The organism is Lentzea sp. CA-135723 (assembly GCF_050936595.1).
Classification (GTDB): domain Bacteria; phylum Actinomycetota; class Actinomycetes; order Mycobacteriales; family Pseudonocardiaceae; genus Lentzea.
The window spans coordinates 6,793,774-6,808,299 of the sequence record NZ_JBNJMK010000001.1 but is presented as its reverse complement, the minus strand read 5'-3'; the positions used below and the strand labels follow the sequence as shown (position 1 = coordinate 6,808,299).

Below are 14,526 nucleotides of genomic sequence, written 5' to 3'. Positions count from 1 at the left end.
GATTCGGGCAGGATGGGCCGCATGCATGACGGCAGCGGCCTCATCGCGGTCCAGAACCTGACCAAGCACTTCGGTCCTGTGGCCGCGGTGCAGAACCTGAGCTTCACCGTGTCACCCGGCAGCGTGACGGGCTTCCTCGGGCCGAACGGCGCGGGCAAGACGACGACCCTGCGGATGTTGCTGGGTCTCGTGAAGCCCTCCTCCGGCACGGCGACGATCAACGGACGGCAGTTCCACCAGCTCGGCCAGCCCGGTCGCGTGGTGGGCGCGGTGCTGGAGGCGCAGGGGTTCCACCCGCGCCGCACCGCGCGCAACCACCTCCGGGTCTACACGGCGGCGATCGGCGTGCCGGACGCGCAGGCCGACCAGGTGCTCAACCTGGTCGGCCTCGGCACGGCGGCCGACCGCGCCGTCGGCGGGTTCTCGCTCGGCATGAAGCAACGGCTGGCGGTCGCCACGGCGTTGCTGGGTGACCCGCAGGTGCTGGTGCTCGACGAGCCGGCGAACGGCCTCGACCCCGAGGGCATCGCGTGGCTGCGGAACTTCCTGCAGTCGTTCGCGCGGATGGGGCGCACGGTGCTGATCTCCAGCCACCTGCTGGCCGAGGTCGAGCAGACCGTCGACCAGGTCGTGATCGTCTCGCGCGGGCAGACCGTCTACTACGGGCCGTTGGACCACCTGCGCCAGCAACAACAACGCCGTGTGTTCGTGCAGCCGTCGGACGTCGCGGCGCTCGCGGCCGCGTTGCAGGCGGACGGCGTGACGGCGATCGAGCAGCTCCCGGACGGACGGCTCGCCGTGTCCGGTGTGGACTCGAAGCACGTGGCGGACAGCGCGCTGCGCGCGGGCGTGTCGATCTACGGCATCCAGGAGGAGCAGGTCGACCTGGAACAGCTCTTCTTCCGGCTCACCAGTGGCCAGTACGCCGGGCACGTGCCGGCGCCGTCGCCGTACCAGCAGGGTGGGTGGGCTCGATGAACAACCTCGTGCAGGCGGAGCTCCGCAAGATCACGACCACGGGCCTGTGGTGGGGTCTGCTGATCCCGACGGTGCTGGTGGCGCTGGGCGGCGGGCTGCTGTCCGGCGGCTTCGGCCAGCTGATGATCGAGTTCACCACGTCCGCGGAGGCCGAACAGCTCTCCGACGTGCTCGGGGTGACGCCGGACCAGTGGAAGTTCTCGTTGCTGGGCATCGGCAGGACGATCAACATCGTCACGTTGTTCCCGCTGGTGTTCGGGGCGCTGGCGGTCGCGAACGAGATCGGCACGCGGACGATCACCACGACGTTCCTGACGGCGCAGAACCGCGCGCAGGCGATGCTGGCGAAGCTGCTGGTGTACGCGCTGTGGGGTGCGATCTACGGCATCGCGACCATCGCGGCCATCGCGCTCGGCGTGGTGATCACGAGCGGTTCCAGCCAGCTGCCGGGGATCGGCGACTGGGCGATGCTCGCGCTCGCGTGCGTGCTGGCGTCGATCCTGATGACGATGCTCGGCGTCGGCCTGGGCGCGCTGATCCCGAGCGCGGCGGGCGTGGTCGTGCTGCTGATCATGTACTTCCTGGTGGTCGAGAACGCCCTGCAGTTCGGGCTGCGGCTCTCGAGCACGCCGGAGACGGTCATCGGGTTCCTGCCGAACGGCTCGGTGAACGGGCTCACCGGCTCGGTCGTGGTCGACCTGTTCATGGCCAAGGCCGGGGTCGTGCCGCAGGAGGGCATCGACTTCCTGCGGATCATCGCGGGTGCCGGCGGCGCGCAGGCGTGGTGGCTGTCCGGGCTGATCTTCGTCGCCTGGGTGGCGGCCGCGTTCGGCGGTGGCTGGGCCCGCATGACCCAGAAGGACATCACCTGACCTGCGGTTTCTGACATCACAATTTTATGTCGGACCCCGACCGTACTGTGGGTTCCGTGACGAAGGGCTGGATCCGCCGACTTGCCGCCGCGTGCTGGCAGCACCCCCGGCTGGTGGTGCTGTCGGTGCTCGCCGCGGTCGTCGGCGTGGGGCTTCAGGCGGCAGGTCCGTTGCTGCTCAAGACGGCGATCGACGACTCGACGGGCGGCCGCACCGATCGGCTGTGGCCGTTGATGGTGGCGTTGATCGTGCTGGAGCTGCTGACGTTCGGCTCCGCGTTCCTGCGCCGTTATCTGGGAGGCCGGCTGGCGTTGAGCGTGCAGCACGACCTGCGCCTCGGGGTGTTCTCCTCGGTGCAGCGGCTGGACGGCGCGAAGCAGGACGAGATGCGCACCGGCCAGATCGTGTCGCGCTCGATCACCGACCTGCAGCTGGTGCAGTCGTTGCTGATGATGGCTCCGCTGGCCGTGGGCACGGTGGTGTTCGCGGTGGCCGCGCTGGCGGCGATGATCTACCTGTCGATCCCGCTGACGATCATCGCCGTGATCGTGCTGCCGCTGGTGGCGTGGCTCGCGGGCCGCACCCGGCTGACGTTGTTCCCCGCCACCTGGTCGGCGCAGCAGCGGGCCGCGGACCTCGCGCAGCACGTCGAGGAGACCGTCACCGGCGTCCGCGTGGTGAAGGGCTTCGGCCAGGAGGCCCGCGAGGTCGCGCGGCTCGAGAAGCACGCCAAGTCCCTGTTCGCGGAACGCATGCGTGCCGCCCGCCTGTCGTCCAAACCGCTGGCGACCGTGACCGCGCTCCCCCTGCTGGGCCAGGTGGCGGTGCTGGGCCTGGGCGGCTGGCTGGCGCTGCACGGCCAGGTCACGCTGGGCACGTTCCTCGCCTTCACGACCTACGTGGCCAACCTGGTGGGCCCGACCCGCCTGCTGTCGAGCCTGATGGTGTCCGCGCAGCTCGCGAGGGCGGGCGTGGAGCGGGTCTACGAGCTGATCGACTCGCAGCCGGACGTGAAGGACGGCCCGGCAGAGGTCCCGCCGGGCCCGCTGGGCGTCTCGTTCTCCGGCGTGACCTTCGGCTACGCGCGGAGCGAGCCGGTCCTGCAGGACTTCTCGATCTCCGTCGCGCCGGGCGAGACCCTGGCCCTGGTCGGCACGGCGGGTTCCGGCAAGTCGACGGTCTCGCTGCTCCTCCCGCGCTTCTACGACGTGCACGCGGGCGCGGTCACGGTCGGCGGCGCGGACGTGCGGACGCTGACCTTGGAGTCGCTGCGCGGCTCGATCGGCGTGGTGTTCGAAGAGGCATTCCTCTTCTCCGACACGGTGTTCTCCAACATCGCCTACGGCAGCCCCGACGCCTCCAGGGCCGAGGTCGAACGAGCCGCGAAGGCGGCGGAGGCCCACGACTTCATCGAGGCCCTCCCCCTCGGCTACGACACGGTCGTGGGCGAACGGGGCCTGACCCTGTCCGGCGGCCAGCGCCAGCGGGTGGCGCTGGCCAGAGCCCTGCTGTCCGACCCGCGGATCCTCGTGCTGGACGACGCCACCTCGGCCGTCGACAACGCCACCGAGGCGGCGATCCACGCGACACTGGCCTCGGTGACGGCGAACCGGACCACCCTCCTGGTGGCCCACCGCCGATCCACCCTGTCCCTCGCCGACCGGATCGCGGTGCTCGACGCGGGCCGGGTGATCGACATCGGCACCCACGCCGAACTGACCGCCCGCTGCGCCCTCTACCGCGACCTGCTGGCAGGCCCTGGCGAGGCGATCGAGTCCACCGCGCCCGCCAGGACCGGCACCCTCTGGCCGACGATCACCCAGGCCGACCGCGACGAACTCCTGATAGCCGAGGCCAAGACCTCGACCCCAGCGGCGTCCAGCCGCCGAGCCGGAGGCGGCGCGGGTGGCCCCGGTGCCGGCATGGCCGCCCTGGCGGGCGGCCCGCCCACCCCGGAACTCCTGGCGCAGGTCCGCAAGCTCCCCCCGGCCACCGAGACGCCGGTCCTGCACGGCGAGGACCCCAGAGCGCCAGACCCGGCGTTCCGGCTGGCCCGCCTGCTGAACCCGGTCCGCTGGGCCCTGGCGGGAGTGGCGGCCCTGGTGGTCCTGGACGCCCTGGTGGGCATGGGCATGCCGTCCCTGGTCCGCCTGGGCATCGACGGCGGCGTCGTCGGCAACACCGCGTCCGTGGTCTGGCTGGCCGTGACCCTGGGCGTCGGCCTGGTGGCGATCGGCTGGCTGACCACGGCGGGCAGCACGATCTACGCGGCCCGCCTGGGCGAACGCCTCCTCTACCTGCTCAGGGTCCGCAGCTACGCCCACCTCCAACGCCTCGGCCTCGACTACTACGAGCGCGAGATGGCCGGCCGGATCATGACGAGGATGACCACGGACGTGGACGCCCTCTCCACGTTCCTGCAGACAGGCCTCGTGACAGCGGTGATCAGCCTGATCACGGTCGTCGGCATCACCGCGGCCCTGGTCGTCACCGACGCGTCCCTGGCGCTGATAGCCCTGGCGGTGCTGCCGGTCCTGGCCGTGGCCACGATCGTCTTCCAGCGCCTCTCCTCCACCGCCTACGCGGAAGCCAGGGAGCGCGTGAGCGCGGTGAACGCCGACCTGCAGGAGAACGTTTCGGGCCTGCGCACCTCCCAGGCCTACACCAGGGAACGCCGCTCGGCGGAAGCCTTCGCCGAACGCAGCGACGCCTACCGCCGCTCCCGGCTGCGGGCCCAGCGCTACATCGCCACCTACTTCCCTTTCGTGGCAATGCTCTCCGGCGTCGCCCAAGCCGTGGTGCTGGCCGTGGGCGCCCACCGGGTGGCGACGGGCAGCCTCACCCCGGGCGTGCTGCTGGCGTTCCTGCTGTACCTGGGCCTGTTCTTCAGCCCGATCCAGCAACTCTCCGGCGTCTTCGACGGCTACCAGCAGGCGAGGGTGGGCCTGCGCAGAATCGGCGAACTGCTGCGCACCCCGACCACGGTGGAACCGCCGGCGAACCCGATCCCCGTTCCCTCGCACCTCAAGGGCGAGGTGGAGCTCGACAACGTGAGCTTCACCTACACAGGGGCGGAAACCCCGGCCCTGAAAGACATCACCCTGCACGTCCCCGCAGGCGAGACCATTGCCCTGGTGGGCGAGACGGGCGCGGGCAAGTCCACCCTGGTGAAGCTGATCGCCCGCTTCTACGACGCCACCGAAGGCGCGGTCCTGGTGGACGGCAAGGACATCAGGACCTACGACCTCTCGACCTACCGCCAACGCCTGGGCGTGGTCCCCCAGGAAGCCCACCTCTTCGGCGGCGACATAGCCACCAACATCGCCTACGGCCGCCCAACAGCGACGCAGGAAGAAATCCAGCAGGCCACCGAATCGGTGGGCGCCCTGAACATGGTCGCCACGCTCCAGAACGGTTTCCGCCACGAGGCAGGCGAACGAGGCAACCACCTCTCCGCGGGCCAGCGCCAGCTGGTCGCCCTGGCCAGGGCGGAACTGGTGAACCCGGACCTGCTCCTGCTGGACGAGGCGACAGCAGCCCTCGACCCGGCCACCGAATCAGCGGTGCTGGCGGCCAGCGACCACCTGACGGGCCCGAGAACCACCTTCGTGGTGGCCCACCGCCTGGCCACAGCGGCGAAAGCGGACCGAATCCTGGTGCTGGCCGACGGCCGGATCATCGAGCAAGGCACCCACGCCGAACTCTTGACGGCCAACGGGACCTACGCCCGCCTGTGGCGCCACGGCGACACCCCGACCACCGCGGATGCGGACGAGCGCGGGAGCAGCTGAGCCGCACGGCGACCGAGCGCGAGCACCGCGATGGCACGGCCGAGCCCAGCGCAAGGCGACCGCACAAGTCAGCGCCCCAAGGAGCCGAAAATGCCGACCCGCCCCTCCATCCTCTACGTCTCCAACCTCGCCTACCCGGCGAAGGGCCGCCGCTACTGCGACGAGGACATCTACCTGACCTCGAACCTGAGACAGCACTTCGACGTGGCCATCACCCACCCGGAAGACGCCGCCGCCCTCATGCCCGGCTACGACGCGGTCGTGGTGAGGAACAGCGGCCCGGTCATCGACTACCCGGCCGCCTACGAGGCGTTCCGATCCCAAGCCATCGCCACCGGCCAACGCGTCTACAACCCGCTCACGGGCAAGGCGGACATGGCCGGCAAGCAGTACATGATCGACCTGACCACCGAGGGCTACCCGGTGATCCCCACGATCGACGACCTGGCGAACCTCGACCGCCTGACCCTCGACGGCACCGACCCCGAGCGGGCCACGTACGTGACCAAGCCGAAAGCGGGGGCGGACTCCCACGGCCTGGAGTTCCACACCAGAGAAAGCCTGGAGAACCGCGAAACTCTTCTCAGCGACCGAGAAACCGCCGGGCAACCGTCAGGAGACACGGCACAAATCCCGGGAGGCGTCGGGAGAATCCCCGGCGACACGCTCATCCAGCCCAAGATCGATTTCCGCTACGAGGTGTCGTTCTACTTCGTGGACCGGGACTTCCAGTACGCCCTGCACGCACCCGACCCCGCACAGCGATGGGAACTGACCCTCTACAGCCCGTCCGGCGACGACCTGGAATTCGCCGAGAAGTTCATCGCCTGGAACGACCTGCCCCACGGCGTCCAACGCGTCGACGCCTGCCGCACGCGGTCCGGTGACCTGCTCCTGGTCGAGCTGGAAGACCTCAACCCGTACCTGTCGCTGGACCGCACCACCGACGCCGTCCGCACCCGCTTCGTCGAGGCGATGACCACCTCCCTGCGCAGTTCACTGGCGTGAACCAGGCGCTGCCCACGTGAACGGACCGGTGCGTCCAAGATCAATCCGCAGGGCGACGGCGTTGTACCTATCGTGAACTGATCAGTGCACTGGGTGCGTATGCCCGTCCAACAGCTCAACGAGCATTACCCGAAAGGGAGGCGACGTAGTGAGACGCACATCAAGAATTGCTCAACACCGGGTGACGACGGGCCCGTCCTGATCGATCCTGTGACAGAGCACTCCTTGCCAGGTGCCTCCAGCGTGTGAAGGCCTGTGTCGGGGGGACTAACCTGACTACCGCATGAGTCATCACCAAGAGCGAGATGGATAGAGGCGAGCGCCAGCCGTGTCCAGCAGCAGTCCTGCGTCACAATTCGGGCCGAACGAGTGGCTCGTCGAGGAGATGTACGAGCAGTTCCTCGCGGACCCGTCATCCGTAGACCCGGCATGGCATGACTTCTTTGCCGACTACAAGCGTGCGGGCGGCAACGGCAGTGCCGCCACGGCCAGCGCGGGTGGCTCCTCGGCCACCACGACCGCGACCGTGACGCCGCCGGCTGCCGACAACGGCAAGCCCGCGCCCGCCGCCGCACCCAAGCCCGCTGCCGCGCCGCAGCCGAAGCCGGCGGCCACGTTGCCGTCGACCGGCAAGCCCGCGCCGCAGCAGGCCGCGAAGGCTGCCCCGGTGAAGCCGAGCGCGCAGCCCGAGCAGAAGCAGCTGCGCGGCGCCTCCGCCGCGATCGCGAAGAACATGGAGCTGTCGCTCACCGTTCCGACCGCGACCAGCGTGCGCGCCGTGCCCGCCAAGCTGCTGGCCGACAACCGCATCGTCATCAACAACCACCTGAAGCGGACGCGTGGCGGGAAGGTCTCCTTCACCCACGTCATCGGCTACGCGGTCGTCCGGGCGCTGCAGGCGTACCCGAACATGAACCGCCACTACGCCGAGGTGGACGGCAAGCCGTTCGTCGTCACGCCGGAGCACGTGAACTTCGGCCTGGCGATCGACCTGCCCGGCAAGGACGGCAGCCGCACGCTGGTCGTCGCGTCGGTCAAGGGCTGCGAGAACATGACGTTCACGCAGTTCTGGCAGGCCTACGAGGACCTGATCCGCAAGGCCCGCGCCGGGTCGCTCACCGCGGACGACTTCTCCGGCACCACGATCTCGCTGACCAACCCGGGCACGATCGGCACCAACCACTCGGTGCCGCGCCTGCAGGCCGGTCAGGGCGCGATCATCGGCGTCGGCGCGATGGAGTACCCCGCGCACTTCCAGGGCACCAGCGAGCAGGCGCTCACGGACATGGGCGTCAGCAAGATCATCACGCTGACCTCCACGTACGACCACCGCATCATCCAAGGCGCGGAGTCGGGCGAGTTCCTCAAGCGCGTGCACCAGCTGCTGCTGGGCGAAGACGGCTTCTACGACGACATCTTCGCGTCGCTGCGGCTGCCGTACGAGCCGATCCGCTGGGTCGCCGACATCCCAGAGGGCGCCGTCGACAAGACGGCCCGCGTCATCGAGCTGATCGACGCGTTCCGCACCCGCGGCCACCTGATGGCCGACACGGACCCGCTGAACTACCGCCAGCGCTCCCACGCCGACCTGGACGTGCTCAGCCACGGCCTGACGCTGTGGGACCTCGACCGCGAGTTCCCGGTCGGCGGCTTCGCCGGCAAGGAGCGGATGAAGCTCCGCGACATCCTGGGCGTGCTGCGCAACTCGTACTGCCGCACCGTCGGCGTCGAGTACATGCACATCCTGGAGCCGGAAGAGCGCCAGTGGATCCAGGAACGCGTCGAGGTTCCGCACGAGAAGCCGCCGGCCACCGTGCAGAAGTACATCCTCAGCAAGCTGAACGCCGCTGAGGCCTTCGAGACGTTCCTGCAGACGAAGTACGTCGGCCAGAAGCGCTTCTCGCTGGAGGGCGGCGAGACCGTCATCCCGCTGCTCGACGCGGTGCTCGACAAGGCCGCCGAGCACGAGCTCGACGAGGTCGTCATCGGCATGCCGCACCGCGGCCGCCTGAACGTGCTCGCGAACATCGTCGGCAAGCCGATCTCGCAGATCTTCCGCGAGTTCGAGGGCAACCTCGACCCCGGCCAGGCGCACGGCTCCGGCGACGTGAAGTACCACCTCGGTGCCGAGGGCAAGTACTTCCGGATGTTCGGCGACGGCGAGACCAAGGTGTCGCTGACGGCGAACCCGTCGCACCTCGAAGCCGTCGACCCGGTCCTCGAGGGCATCGTCCGCGCCAAGCAGGACCTGCTCGACAAGGGCGGCGACTTCTTCCCCGTCCTGCCGGTCGCCCTGCACGGTGACGCGGCGTTCGCGGGCCAGGGCGTTGTCGCCGAGACGCTGAACCTGGCGCTCGTGCGCGGCTACCGCACCGGTGGCACCGTGCACATCGTCGTGAACAACCAGGTCGGCTTCACCACCGCGCCGGAGAACTCGCGGTCCTCGAAGTACTCGACCGACGTCGCGAAGATGATCGGCTCGCCGGTCTTCCACGTGAACGGCGACGACCCCGAGGCCTGCTACTGGGTCGCGAAGCTCGCCGTCGAGTACCGCCAGGCGTTCGCCAAGGACGTCGTCATCGACATGGTCTGCTACCGCCGCCGCGGCCACAACGAGGGCGACGACCCCTCGATGACGCAGCCAGCGATGTACGACGTGATCGACCAGAAGCGCTCGGTGCGCAAGACCTACACCGAGTCCCTGATCGGCCGCGGCGACATCACGGTCGAAGAGGCCGAGAAGGCGCTGCAGGACTTCTCCAGCCAGCTGGAGCACGTCTTCAACGAGGTCCGCGAGCTCGAGAAGCACCCGGTGACGGTCAGCCCGTCGGTGGAGGCCGAGCAGCAGATCCCGGCGAAGCTGCCCACGCACATCAGCCGTGAGGTGCTGGAGCACATCGCGGACTCGCACGTGAACCTGCCGGAGGGCTTCACGCCGCACGCGCGCGTCAAGCCGGTGCTCGACCGCCGCGCCAAGATGGCGCGCGAGGGCGGCATCGACTGGGCGTTCGCCGAGCTGCTCGCCTTCGGCTCGCTGGCGATCGAGGGCCGCAACATCCGCTTGGCCGGCCAGGACTCGCGCCGCGGCACGTTCGTGCAGCGCCACGCGACCCTGATCGACCGCAAGACCGGCGACGAGTACACGCCGCTGCAGCACCTGTCGTCCGACCAGGGCAAGTTCATGGTCTACGACTCGGTGCTGTCGGAGTTCGCGGCGGTCGGCTTCGAGTACGGCTACTCGGTCGCGAACCCGCAGGCACTGGTCCTGTGGGAGGCGCAGTTCGGTGACTTCGTCAACGGCGCGCAGCCGATCATCGACGAGTTCATCTCGTCCGGTGAGGCCAAGTGGGGTCAGCGTTCCGACGTCGTGATCCTGCTGCCGCACGGCCACGAGGGCCAGGGCCCCGACCACACGTCGGGCCGCATCGAGCGCTGGCTCCAGCTGTGCGCCGAGGGCTCCATGACCGTCGCGGTGCCGTCGACCCCGGCGAACTACTTCCACCTGCTGCGTCGCCACGCCCTCGACGGCGTCGACCGGCCGTTGATCGTGTTCACGCCGAAGTCGATGCTGCGCCTCAAGGCCGCCGTCAGCGGAACGGACGAGTTCATCAACGACCGCTTCCACTCGGTGATGGACGACCCGACCATCAAGGACCCGAACGCGGTCACGAAGGTCCTGCTGTGCAGCGGCAAGATCTCCTACGAGCTGCACGCCGAGCGCGAGAAGCGCGGCGGCGGCGACGTGGCGATCGTGCGCGTCGAGCAGCTCTACCCCGTCCCGGCCCGCAAGCTGACCGAGACGCTGGAGCGCTACCCGAACGCGAAGGACGTCCGCTGGGTGCAGGAGGAGCCGGCTAACCAGGGCGCGTGGCCGTTCTACGGCCTGGCCCTGCCGGAGCTGCTCCCCGAGCACCTGGGCACCGTCCGCCGCGTGTCGCGCCGCCCGATGGCCGCCCCGTCGGCCGGTTCGAGCAAGGTGCACGAGGTCGAACAGCGCGAGATCATCACCCGCGCGTTCGAGTAAACACGCACTGAACGACACGAGCCGCCGGATTCCTCAGCAGGGGTCCGGCGGTTCGTCTTCTCAAGCCCCCACAGGAGTTTCTGGCATGTACCACACCGATCGCGGCATCGAAGAGCTCGAGAAGCGGCGCGGCGAGGAGGAGGTCTCCTTCGCGTGGCTGGCCGACAAGCTGCGCGAGTTCGTCGACGCCAACCCCGAGTTCGAGACGCCGATCGAACGCTTCGCGACGTTCCTCGCGCGCGACGACGACGACTTCGAAGACTGAGCCGTCACGAGCTTTTGGCTTTCCTCAACGTTTTGAGCACGCCGACGCTCGTGCCGTGGCCGTCAGCTCGTCGGTGATGCAACGACGTGCTGACGGCCGTCTCCTCGGCTACGGCGTCACCAGGCGTAGGCCTCCGGTGCCGGCTTCGAGCCGTTCGGCCCCGGTGCCGGGAACAGCTCGTCCAGCTTCGCCAGGACCTCCGCGTCCAGCTTCAACTCCGCCGCACGCAACGAGTTGTCGAGCTGCTCGATCGTGCGCGGCCCGATGATCGGCGCCGTCACGCCCTCCTGGTGCAGCAGCCACGCCAGGCCGACGTTGGCCGGGTCCTCGCCGATCTCGGCGCAGAGCTTCTCGTAGGCCTCGATCTGGTCGCGGCTCTTCTCCAACGCGTCCGCCGACCGACCGGAGGCGGAACGGGAGACCCCGCCCTCGCGCTGCTTGCGCAGCACGCCGCCCAGCAGACCGCCGTGCAACGGCGACCACGGGATGACGCCGAGGCCGTAGTGGCGGGCGGCCGGCAGGACCTCCAGTTCGGCCCAGCGGGTCATCAGGTTGTAGATGGACTGCTCGGACACCAGCCCGAGGAAGCCTCGGGTGCGGGCGGCCTCTGCGGCCTGGGCGATGTGCCAGCCGGCGAAGTTCGAGGAGCCGAAGTAGATGACCTTGCCCTGCTGGCGCAGGACGGAGAAGGCCTCCCAGATCTCGTCCCACGGCGTTTCGCGGTCCACGTGGTGCATCTGGTAGAGGTCGATGTAGTCGGTCTGCATGCGCTTCAACGACGCGTCTGCGGCGCGGCGGATGTTCAGGGCCGACAGCTTGGTCTCGTTCGGCCAGGTGCCCATGCTGCCGTAGAGCTTGGTGGCGATGACGGTCCGCTCGCGGCGGGTGCCGCCCTTGGCGAACCAGCGGCCGATGATGTTCTCGGTGACGCCCTCGCCCTGCTTCCAGCCGTAGACGTTGGCCGTGTCGAAGAAGTTCAGGCCGTGCTCGTGGGCGCGGTCCATGATCGCGTGGCTGTCGTCCTCGGTCGTCTCGGGACCGAAGTTCATCGTGCCGAGGCACAGGCGGGAGACGGACAGGCCGCTGCGGCCGAGGTTCGTGTACTCCATGGTCTCCACCCTGCCCCTCGCGCAGGGCTGTCGCCACGTGGAGTTGCTCCAGGTCGGCCCGCCCGCACCAGCGAATTCCGACACGAGCAATTGCTACTGGCCGTGATCGAATCCGGGTGACGCAAGCACAGCGCGTGCCCGAAAACGGTGTCGCCACAGTTTTGACAGTATTGAGAACAGAAGTTTCGAACCTGTTATCCGGCGCACAGCTCGCGTTAGTTTCTTGGTGTTCCCCAGTTCATTCCCTGCCAGGAGGAACCCCATGGCACTTCGGCGTCATGTCGCCATCGCGGCGGCATTGGGCATCGCTTCCACGGCGATGTGGACGCCCACCGCTATCGCCGAGGAAGCGGTTCTGCCCGGTTCGGGCACGCAGGCGGTCGAGGGCAGCTACATCGTGGTGCTGAAGGACGGAGCGCGCACCCCTGCCAGCGCGTTGGTGTCCCGCTACCAGGGCAATCTCAAGTACATCTACAGCGCCGCGCTGAACGGGTTCTCGGTCACCGGAATGTCCGACCGGCAGGCTCGCCGGCTCGCGGCCGACCCCGACGTCGAATTCGTCGAGCGCAACACGGTCGCCACCATCCAGGCCACCCAGTCGAACCCGGTCTGGGGCCTTGACAGGATCGACCAGGCGAACCTGCCGCTGAGCAACTCGTACACCTACCCGAACACCGCGTCGAACGTGAACGCGTACGTTCTCGACACCGGAATCAGGAAAACGCATTCCGAATTCGAGGGCCGGGCAACGGACGGTTACGACTTCATCGACAACGACGCAACGGCGCAGGACTGCCAGGGCCACGGCACGCACGTCGCCGGCACGGTCGGCGGCAAGACGTACGGCGTCGCGAAGAAGGCGAAGCTGGTCGGCGTCCGGGTGCTCGACTGCAACGGCAGCGGTCCCTGGGACACCATCATCCGCGGCATCGACTGGGTGACGGCCAACGGCAAGAAGCCCGCCGTCGTCAACATGAGCCTCGGTGGCAGCGGCACGAACGCCTCGCTGGAGAACGCCGTCAAGCGTTCGATCAGCGCGGGCTTCACCTACGTGCTCGCGGGCGGCAACAGCGGCCAGGACTCCTGCAACTTCACCCCGGCCCGCACGCCGGAGGCGATCACCGTGGGTGCCTCCGACCGCGCCGACAAGCGGTCGATCTGGTCCGCCGGCTCGTCGAACTGGGGCAAGTGCCTCGACATCTGGGCACCGGGCAGCGACATCGTCTCCGCCTCGCACAGCAACGACACCGGCACGCGGTCCATGGGCGGCACGTCGATGGCGTCCCCGCACGTCGCCGGCGCGGCCGCGCTCTACCTGAGCGCCAACCCGTCCGCGACGCCCGCCCAGGTGCGCAACGCCCTGGTCGGCGCGGCCACGCCGAACAAGCTGACCGACATCAGGACGGGTTCGCCGAACCTGCTCCTGAAGGTCTAGGAACCTGCCGTCGCCGCCACCCTGCAGCGGCGACGGCCATCCTGGGCGCCCTCGATGCCACGGCCGAATGCGGCTCGGCCAAGCGCATCGTTTCGACTGGGGGCGCTTGCGGTGGGAGTGGGAGTAGCGGCTACTCCCACTCCCACCGCACTCCGTAGATTCCGGGCTTCGAGTTCCGCACGTGGATGTGCGTCGACGCCGTCGTCCCGATCCACAGGTCGTTCAGCGCCGTCTCCGGCTCGTGCAACGACGGCCGGGCGAACTGGAAGCACCGCGCCGGCACCGCGTCCGGGTGGAAGTCGATCTGCAGCGTGTAGTCGTTGACGGGCCTGAGGAACCGCCGGTCGCACACCTCGCTCTGGGCGCCGGGTCTCATCCGGACCGTGTAGTCGATGAGCGCCGTCTCCCCCGCGCGCAGCATCCGGTCGAACAGGACCTCCGCGACGAGGAACCCGGTCGAGTCCTCCCCGCGCACCCTCCCGAGCCGGCACGGCGGTCCCGCCTCGATCGACGGCACGCCGAGGTCCGTGGCGTCGGCCAGCTGGATCGCGAGGAACCGGTCGACCCCGTCCTCCAGGGCTTGGACCACGCCTGTGACGTGGGTCGAGACCTCCCGGCGATCCTGTCCGACGAGCAGCCGGTCCTGCACGCTCAGGTAAGTGTTCGCGGTCGGCTGCAGCCGTTCGATCCGCGACATGACCTCACCGAGGTCGGTGGCCCGCGAGTCCCACATGTCCTCCAAGGACAGCGATTGGTCCACCCAACGCCCGCGTGGCCGCTTGTCGCCCAGCCGGTCGGTCAGGAAGCCCTCACCGAGGTCGAGCAGCTCCTCGAGCGCCGCGACGACCTTGAGCGACTCCGGGCGTTCCGGACGGCTTCGGCCGCGCCGCCAGTAGCTCAGCGTCGAGATGCTGACCTGCATGCCCCGCGCCGCCAGGTGGTGCTGGATGCGTTCGAGGCTGAGGCCGCTGTTGTCGACGGCTTTCGTCAGGGCCTCCGCGAAATCCACCACGGGGACACCGTACGGCCCCGCACCTTCCGCCA

Annotated in this window: 9 protein-coding genes; 7 read left to right on the top strand and 2 right to left on the bottom strand. The window is 69.0% G+C overall.

The window, feature by feature from the left end:
* Nucleotides 1-21: 21 nt before the first annotated feature.
* From ACQEU1_RS31930 to ACQEU1_RS31905, 6 genes are all read left to right on the top strand, one after another.
* Nucleotides 22-978 (top strand): ABC transporter ATP-binding protein, encoded by a 957-nt coding sequence (locus ACQEU1_RS31930; RefSeq protein ID WP_433209742.1) that lies wholly within the window; start codon nucleotides 22-24, stop codon nucleotides 976-978.
* On the top strand, nucleotides 975-1,850 hold the full coding sequence (locus ACQEU1_RS31925) for an ABC transporter permease subunit (RefSeq protein WP_433209740.1): 876 nt from the start codon (nucleotides 975-977) through the stop codon (nucleotides 1,848-1,850). Before ACQEU1_RS31930 ends, ACQEU1_RS31925 begins: the two co-directional genes overlap by 4 nt.
* Before the next feature lie 26 nt (nucleotides 1,851-1,876).
* Entirely contained in the window at nucleotides 1,877-5,641 is a 3,765-nt protein-coding gene (locus ACQEU1_RS31920) for an ABC transporter ATP-binding protein (RefSeq protein WP_433209738.1), read from the top strand.
* Between the two features lie 90 nt (nucleotides 5,642-5,731).
* Complete coding sequence (locus ACQEU1_RS31915) at nucleotides 5,732-6,649, top strand: hypothetical protein (RefSeq protein ID WP_433209736.1); 918 nt, start codon at nucleotides 5,732-5,734, stop codon at nucleotides 6,647-6,649.
* A 328-nt stretch (nucleotides 6,650-6,977) separates the two neighbouring features.
* Nucleotides 6,978-10,673 carry a multifunctional oxoglutarate decarboxylase/oxoglutarate dehydrogenase thiamine pyrophosphate-binding subunit/dihydrolipoyllysine-residue succinyltransferase subunit gene (locus tag ACQEU1_RS31910; protein WP_433209734.1) on the top strand — a complete coding sequence of 1,232 codons (3,696 nt, stop codon included), beginning with the start codon at nucleotides 6,978-6,980 and terminating at the stop codon, nucleotides 10,671-10,673.
* Nucleotides 10,674-10,758: 85 nt separating this feature from the next.
* Nucleotides 10,759-10,938: a DUF6104 family protein gene (locus ACQEU1_RS31905; protein WP_285643817.1), complete on the top strand. Its 180-nt coding sequence runs from the start codon at nucleotides 10,759-10,761 to the stop codon at nucleotides 10,936-10,938.
* A gap of 116 nt (nucleotides 10,939-11,054) precedes the next feature.
* Here the strand turns inward: ACQEU1_RS31905 and ACQEU1_RS31900 are convergent, their stop codons facing one another.
* The gene (locus ACQEU1_RS31900) at nucleotides 11,055-12,047 is read right to left on the bottom strand and encodes an aldo/keto reductase (protein ID WP_433209732.1); all 993 of its coding nucleotides are present in this window, start codon (nucleotides 12,045-12,047) and stop codon (nucleotides 11,055-11,057) included.
* Nucleotides 12,048-12,309: 262 nt separating this feature from the next.
* Between ACQEU1_RS31900 and ACQEU1_RS31895 the strand changes: the two genes are divergently transcribed.
* Nucleotides 12,310-13,482, top strand: a complete 1,173-nt coding sequence (locus ACQEU1_RS31895; protein WP_433209730.1) for a S8 family peptidase — start codon at nucleotides 12,310-12,312, stop codon at nucleotides 13,480-13,482.
* A gap of 130 nt (nucleotides 13,483-13,612) precedes the next feature.
* Here the strand turns inward: ACQEU1_RS31895 and ACQEU1_RS31890 are convergent, their stop codons facing one another.
* Nucleotides 13,613-14,494, bottom strand: a complete 882-nt coding sequence (locus ACQEU1_RS31890; protein ID WP_433209728.1) for a hypothetical protein — start codon at nucleotides 14,492-14,494, stop codon at nucleotides 13,613-13,615.
* Nucleotides 14,495-14,526: the final 32 nt, after the last annotated feature.

Bases quoted from the DNA above. Each gene is read 5' to 3' on its own strand.
- ACQEU1_RS31895 (WP_433209730.1), top strand. From the start codon at position 12,310: ATGGCACTTCGGCGTCATGTCGCCATCGCGGCGGCATTGGGCATCGCT.
- ACQEU1_RS31905 (WP_285643817.1), top strand. From the start codon at position 10,759: ATGTACCACACCGATCGCGGCATCGAAGAGCTCGAGAAGCGGCGCGGC.
- ACQEU1_RS31915 (WP_433209736.1), top strand. From the start codon at position 5,732: ATGCCGACCCGCCCCTCCATCCTCTACGTCTCCAACCTCGCCTACCCG.
- ACQEU1_RS31920 (WP_433209738.1), top strand. From the start codon at position 1,877: ATGTCGGACCCCGACCGTACTGTGGGTTCCGTGACGAAGGGCTGGATC.
- ACQEU1_RS31925 (WP_433209740.1), top strand. From the start codon at position 975: ATGAACAACCTCGTGCAGGCGGAGCTCCGCAAGATCACGACCACGGGC.
- ACQEU1_RS31900 (WP_433209732.1), bottom strand. From the start codon at position 12,047: ATGGAGTACACGAACCTCGGCCGCAGCGGCCTGTCCGTCTCCCGCCTG.
- ACQEU1_RS31930 (WP_433209742.1), top strand. From the start codon at position 22: ATGCATGACGGCAGCGGCCTCATCGCGGTCCAGAACCTGACCAAGCAC.